Origin of the sequence: Polaribacter sp., from assembly GCF_965656025.1 — a bacterium.
GTDB lineage: Bacteria > Bacteroidota > Bacteroidia > Flavobacteriales > Flavobacteriaceae > Polaribacter.
Genome location: NZ_CBFHJT010000057.1, coordinates 1 through 6,681, shown reverse-complemented (window position 1 = coordinate 6,681; position 6,681 = coordinate 1). Strand labels below are relative to the sequence as shown.

Sequence of the window (6,681 nt, the reverse complement as noted above, 5' to 3'; positions counted from 1 at the left end):
TAAAGACAATAGAATTGTAAGGCCTGTTTTAAGAAATTTGGTAAAACAAATAGCCGAATTATATGAAAGAGATGTTTTAACAATTTTAGTTTCTTCAGGATCTGTAATTGCAGGTAAAGAAGTTTTAGGAAACTCAACTATAGAAAATAATACGCAACGTAGACAAGTTTATTCTGCAATTGGGCAACCAAGAATGATGCGTTTATACTACAATATTTTTCATGATTTTGGAATGAAATGTGCCCAAGTATTACCCACAAAAAGAGATTTTAGTCCAGGTGTTCATAGACAAAATATGATTAATTGTTGCGAAGGTTTATTATCTGAAGGTGTAATACCTATTGCCAATGAAGACGATGCTGTTTCTGTAACCATGTCTATGTTTTCAGATAATGATGAATTGGCAAGTTTAATTGCAGAATTAATGAATGCTGACAAGCTAATTATTTTAACAGACATAGATGGCTTGTATGATGGTAACCCAAAAGAAGAAAATACAGATTTAATTGAAAATGTAAAACCCAACCAAGATTTAGACGAATTTATACAAAATGATGCTAAAACAGAAGGTGAAGGTAGAGGTGGTATGGGCTCTAAATTAAATTATGCACAAAAAACAGCCGCTAAAAATATACCCACTTATATCGCAAATGGAAAAAAAGAAAATACCATTTTAGATATTATGAATGGGAGTTTTACAGGAACCAAAGTTTCTTTATAAAAATAAAAAATATGGAATTATTATCAACAGAAATAAAGAATAATGTAATTAATAGTATGATTTTTCAATTAAAAGAAAATCATAATTTGCTATTAAATGCCAATAAAAAAGATTTAGACGCTTTTAAAAAAGAAGACCAAGCAATGTATGATCGTTTAATTATAAACGATAAAAAAATTGAAGGAATGATTGTAGCTTTAGAAGAAGTAAAAGCACAAGAAGATCCTGTAAGTAAGATTATTAGTGATAAAAGTTTACAAAACGGACTAAAAGTGGTAAATAAAACAGCTCCTTTTGGTACCATTATGATTATTTACGAATCAAGACCAGATGTAACAGTAGAAGCTACGGTTTTGGCTTTTAAAGCGAATAATAAAATCTTATTAAAAGGTGGTAAAGAAGCCATACATAGCAATACAGCAATTGTAAATTTATGGCACAAAGCTTTAGAAGAGAATAATCTAGATACTTCATATATTCAATTATTAAATTTAAATAGAGACCAAACGCAGGCGTTCTTAAAAAATCCAACAGAACCTTTAGATTTAATTGTTCCAAGAGGAGGGGAGCGATTAATTCAGTTCGTAAAAGAACATGCTAAGTGTGCTGTTTTAGTAAGTGGTAGAGGAAATAACTTTTTATATATTGATAAAAATACCAACTGGAAAAATACCATTCAGGTAATTTTGAATGCTAAAACCGATAAAATATCGGCTTGTAATGCTTTAGATAAAATTTTAATTGATAAAAATATACCAGATTATCAAGCAAAATTAAATGAGTTAAATACTATTTTAAAAGAAAATGGAGTAAATGTATTAGTTGACGAAAAAGCAAAACAGACACTTACAGAAGAGGCTTTAATTGAAGATAACGCTCTTTGGTATCAAGAATTTTTAGAAATGAAATGTTGTATTGGTGTAGTTGATTCTGTATCGCAAGCTATTAGAAAAATTAATAAATATTCTGGAGGTCATTCTGCTTCCATTTTGACAACAGATAATGCATCTGCAAAAATGTTTATGGAACAAGTAGACTGCGCTGCTGTTTATTTAAATGCATCTACAAGGTTTACAGACGGTGGGCAAATGGGTGTTGGTGCTGAGTTGGCTATCAGTACAGATAAATTGCACCATAGAGGTCCTTTAGGGCTAAAAGAGTTGGTAACAAATAAATACTATGTTTTCGGAGAAGGACACGTAAGAACATAAAAAAAAAGGCTTTTAAGTTTAAACTTAAAAGCCTTTTTTTATAATATTTTAATTAACCCAAATACGCTTTTAGCATTTGCGTTTTAGATCTAGATTGCAATCTTCTAATTGCTTTTTGTTTTACTTGTCTTACACGTTCTCTAGACAAATCGAAACGTTCTCCAATTTCTGTTAAACTTGCTGCAGTCTCATTTCCTATACCATAAAACATTTTAATTACTTTAGCTTCTTTAAAAGTTAAGGTGTCTAAAGCTCTATCAATTTCTATAGATAGAGACTGGTTCATTAACTCTTTGTCTGGTTTTGGAGATTCGTCAAATTGCAAAACATTGTATAAATTAGAATCTTCACCTTCTCTAAAAGGAGCATCCATAGAAACGTGTCTCCCCGAATTTTTTAAAGATTGTTCTACTTCACGCTCTGTCATATCTAATTGCTTTGCAATTTCTTTATTGGTTGGCATGCGCTGTTCGTTTTGTTCTAAACGCGCATATATTTTTTTAATTTTACTAATACTACCAATTTTATTTAAAGGCAAACGCACAATTCTAGATTGTTCTGCGAGTGCTTGCATAATAGCTTGTCTAATCCACCAAACGGCATAAGAAATAAACTTAAAACCTCGGGTTTCATCAAAACGTTTTGCTGCTTTTACCAAACCAACATTTCCTTCGTTTATTAAGTCAGACAATTTTAAACCTTGTCCTTGGTACTGTTTTGCTACAGAAACTACAAATCTTAAATTGGCTCTAACAAGTGTATTTAATGCTCTATCATCTCCTTTTTTAATTTTTAAAGCTAATTCTACTTCTTCATCTGCGGTAATTAGCCCAATTTTACTTATTTCTTGAAAGTATTTTTCTAATGATTTAGCATCTCTATTGGTTACTTGCTTTACAATTTTAAGTTGTCTCATATAGTTATTTAGGTTTTTTATTAATTACTAGTGATAAAAGCGTAACAATTCTAAAAAGTAATTTTAGAAGGTAAGAATTAAGAATGTATGGGATTTGAATAAAAAAACGATGTATTTGTTTTTATCAAAAAATGGAACCCTTTTTCACGAATTTTCAATATATGAAAAAAAGAGCAATTTTAAGTAAAAATTGCTCTTTTTTATACTTTTTTTAGTATTTTTTAACAAAAAATGAGTGTTTTTTAAAATTTTAGTGTTACTCCAACTAAAAAATTTCTAGTAGCTTGTGGATAATATCCTGCACCATCTTGGGTAACAGTTGCTCCTGGTGTAGACCAAGTATCATCAAATGTAAAATAATACCCTCTATCTACATATTCTGCGTTAAAAATATTATTTACTAATGCTGTAAATGTTATAGATTTAAATATTTTGTTAGGCGAAATTTGATACACTACATTTAAATCGCTTGTAAAAAAAGAATCTAACACATCGTTTGTAGAAACGTTACTGCTTAAATTGCTTAAATATTGTTTACCAACATATTTAGATAAAAAAGAAAACTGTAAATTATCTAAAGGTTGGTAGGTAAAAATATTTCCAGCTACAATATTTGGCGAAAACGAAATGTCTGTGTTGCCTAAGTTTTGTAAATTACCATCTATAGAAGTTACAAAATCTCTGTTTTTATTGCTGCTGAATGCCACATTAGGCCTCAATGTAAAAACATCACTTAAACGAATGTCTGCATCAACTTCTAAACCTAATCTATAACTACTACCAGAAGTAGCTCTAACTGGCGCACCAACATCATCTAAAGCACCTGTTAATACCAATTGATTTTTATAATCCATATAATAAATATTGGTATTTAGTTTTATGTTTTCAGATTTTAAACGCCAACCAAACTCATAATCATTTAAGGTTTCTGGTGTACTCACACCATTTTCAAAATCGTTTCTATTTGGTTCTCTGTTTGCAACAGCAAAAGAGGCATATAAATTATTATTTTCGTTAACATTATAGGTAAAACCAAACTTTGGGTTGAAAAAACTAAAGCTTGCATCTACATCAATAGGTACAATGTCATTGGTAATTCCTTGGGTTTGGTAGTCTACAAATCTACCTTGTAAATCTATGTAGGTAGATAGGTTTTCACTGAGTTCTAAAGTAGCTTTAGAAAATATAGAAAAGTCTGTTTTTTTAGCATCAGAAAAATAATAACGATCTCTAATATTTACATTGGGTGCTAAATCTTCTCCCCAAATTACTTCACCAAAATGGTCTCCTGTATAATTAGAATACGAAATACCGGAAACTACATTTACGCCTCTAGTTTTATAAGTAGCATTAAAATTAACTACGTAAAAATCGTTGTCTAACCAACGTCTTACAATTAGATCGCTATCGTCTTCTATAAGATTGTTAAAGTCTGCAGCACTTTCATCTTCTTTAAACTGCTCAAAAAATCCAGATCCTTTCGTGTAGTTTAACGCTAAATTTGTAGACCAATTATTATTAATTTTTTCATTCCAATGCAATTGATAATGGTTTTGTTCATAATCATCTACTTCATTATCATAGGTATACGGATTTTGTCTTCTATCTTCTTCTAATTGTTGAGCAGTTAAACCAAACCAAGCTTGATATGTTCTTTCTTTTCCACCAAAAGTTACCGCTTTTATCAATGTATTTTCGTCTGTATAAGAACCTTGTAAATAGTAAGATTTTAAGTCTGCAAACGCTCTGTCTACATAACCATCTGAATAAATATTAGACAAGCGACCTGCAATTTCTATGTTATTATTTAACTTACCAGTACTAAATTTTACAGTATGTTTTCTGGTATTAAAAGAACCAAAAGAGTTCGATATTTCTCCATAAGCTTCTTCTGAAACTGCATCTGTTAAAATATTTAAACTTGCACCAAAAGCCCCAGAACCATTTGTAGAGGTTCCAACACCACGTTGCAATTGTAAGTTTTGTGTAGACGATGCAAAATCGCCTAAATTTACCCAAAAACTACCATGGCTTTCTGCATCGTTATAAGGAATACCATTTACTGTTACATTGATGCGCTCTCCATTAGAACCACGTACACTCATATACGTGTAACCAACACCAGCACCAGCATCTGAAGATGATACTACGTTTGGTAAATAATTCATTAAAACGGGAATATCTTGTCCTAAATTACGTTTCGCAATTTCTTTTTTGGTCAAGTTAGAGTACGTAACAGGTATGCTTGCATTTACTCTAATTGCAGACACTAAAATCTCTCCTAAAAGTGTTGCATCTGGTTTTAACTGAATAACATACTCTTCGTTTTTTGTAATGGTAATTTTTTCTGAAATAGTTTTATACCCCATAAAAGAGGCTTGTACTGTGTACGTACCTTTTGGTAGTTGTAAACTAAAATTACCGCCAAAATCAGAAGAAGTTCCTTTTTTGGTGTTTTTAACTAAAATAGTAGCACCCGGTAAAGGTTGCTTGTTTTCATCTATAACTTTCCCAGAAAGTTTAAATGTTTGGGCGTTTGCAAGTATACTTGCAAACAAGAATAAAAAAAAAGTGATTTTTTTCATTTTAAAAAATTTTAAAACGAATAAAAAGAGGTAATTATTCTTGTGATTAATATTGAATAATTAGATTCTGCAACTTAAAAAAGTTGCGTTTTCCTAAACAGCATTACCTGTTCTAGGTTCAATGGGTATGATCTCAGCCTTTTAAAAGTTAAAAGCTATAAAGTTAAAAGTTATAAAGTCTTATCAGACCAAAAACCAAAAACTAAAAACTAAAAACTGTAATTAGCACCCCTTTATGAGAACGCTGCAAAATTAAGATGTAAATTATTACTATGAAATAGAAAAGTGATTTTTTTTCGAAGCTATTTCCAGCTTTCACTACTCGCTTTTTTTCGTTCCTCAAAAAGAGCTCAAACAAGTCGTTCAATCTGGGCTAAACTTGTTTGCTAGCTAAAGGTTTTACTCTAATTTTGGTTTTTTTCTAAGTGATTTTTTTATAGAGTTTCTTTGTTTGCTTTCTGCTTTTCTTTTAAGAGAAGCTCTACTAGGTTTTGTAGGTCTTCTCTTCTTTGGGCGAATTAAATTCGTTTTTAGTAAACTTAAAAAACGTTTGATGGACAATTCTTTGTTTTTGTGTTGAGAGCGCGTTTCCTCACAAAACAGAATCAATACATTTTCGTTGGTTAATTTAGATGAAAGTTTCTCCTTAAGCAATGTTTTTTGGTTTTCAGACAAAGACAAAGAGTTCTCTAAATCAAACGTTAATTCAATTTTAGAAGATGTTTTGTTTACATGTTGGCCACCAGCACCAGAACTTCTTATGGCCTTAAAACTTAATTCTTTTATGATTTGTTCTGTGTTCATATTCCCATTCTACCTTCCCATTTCAACTTTACTCAATGTAAACTCGGGAGGTTTTTTCCCTTATTTAATACTCAAAATTAGTTCCAAAATCTACATTTTGATGCATAAAATGCATGTCTATATCTTGCAGCGTATCAGAAAAGGAATGTAAATTTTCTTTGTTTTTTAAAATTGAATCAATGGCTTTGGTTGCATTTTTTAATCGTGTTTCTTTATCACCTTTTAATAAAATGTAGTTTTTGTTATGTTCTTTTAAAGCGTTTTCAAAAGCTTTAAACATTTCTAAACGTTCAGTTGGTCGGTCTCTTAAATCGTCAGCTTCCCAAGGGGTATCTATGTAGGTTAATAAATACAAATCGTATTCGTTTTTTTGGGCAGCTTCGTCTAATTTATCATCTAAAAAACCACCATAAAACTCTTGGGAGTATACTTTTGTTTCTAACA

6 protein-coding genes are annotated in these 6,681 nt (G+C 30.6%); 2 read left to right on the top strand and 4 right to left on the bottom strand.

Annotation, left to right across the window (positions count from 1 at the left end):
* On the top strand, window positions 1–721 hold a 721-nt coding region (proB, locus tag ACTG3S_RS10830), incomplete at its 5' end, for a glutamate 5-kinase (protein WP_439129373.1).
* Between the two features lie 11 nt (window positions 722–732).
* Window positions 733–1,932 (top strand): glutamate-5-semialdehyde dehydrogenase, encoded by a 1,200-nt coding sequence (locus ACTG3S_RS10825; RefSeq protein ID WP_439129372.1) that lies wholly within the window; start codon window positions 733–735, stop codon window positions 1,930–1,932.
* Window positions 1,933–1,984: 52 nt separating this feature from the next.
* On the opposite strand, the gene ACTG3S_RS10820 is transcribed toward ACTG3S_RS10825, so the two are convergent.
* The 4 genes from ACTG3S_RS10820 to ACTG3S_RS10805 form a co-directional block, all read right to left on the bottom strand.
* Entirely contained in the window at window positions 1,985–2,848 is an 864-nt protein-coding gene (locus ACTG3S_RS10820) for a sigma-70 family RNA polymerase sigma factor (RefSeq protein ID WP_439129371.1), read from the bottom strand.
* Between the two features lie 242 nt (window positions 2,849–3,090).
* A complete protein-coding gene (locus ACTG3S_RS10815) occupies window positions 3,091–5,433 on the bottom strand; it encodes a TonB-dependent receptor (RefSeq protein ID WP_439129370.1) in 2,343 nt (780 codons plus the stop codon).
* A gap of 399 nt (window positions 5,434–5,832) precedes the next feature.
* Window positions 5,833–6,237, bottom strand: coding sequence for an alternative ribosome rescue aminoacyl-tRNA hydrolase ArfB (gene arfB, locus ACTG3S_RS10810; protein ID WP_439129369.1), 405 nt, complete (start codon window positions 6,235–6,237; stop codon window positions 5,833–5,835).
* A gap of 64 nt (window positions 6,238–6,301) precedes the next feature.
* The coding region (locus tag ACTG3S_RS10805) for an AAA family ATPase (RefSeq protein WP_439129368.1) at window positions 6,302–6,681 on the bottom strand (380 nt) is incomplete at its 5' end.

Bases quoted from the DNA above. Each gene is read 5' to 3' on its own strand.
- ACTG3S_RS10825 (WP_439129372.1), top strand. From the start codon at position 733: ATGGAATTATTATCAACAGAAATAAAGAATAATGTAATTAATAGTATG.
- ACTG3S_RS10820 (WP_439129371.1), bottom strand. From the start codon at position 2,848: ATGAGACAACTTAAAATTGTAAAGCAAGTAACCAATAGAGATGCTAAA.
- ACTG3S_RS10815 (WP_439129370.1), bottom strand. From the start codon at position 5,433: ATGAAAAAAATCACTTTTTTTTTATTCTTGTTTGCAAGTATACTTGCA.
- arfB (WP_439129369.1), bottom strand. From the start codon at position 6,237: ATGAACACAGAACAAATCATAAAAGAATTAAGTTTTAAGGCCATAAGA.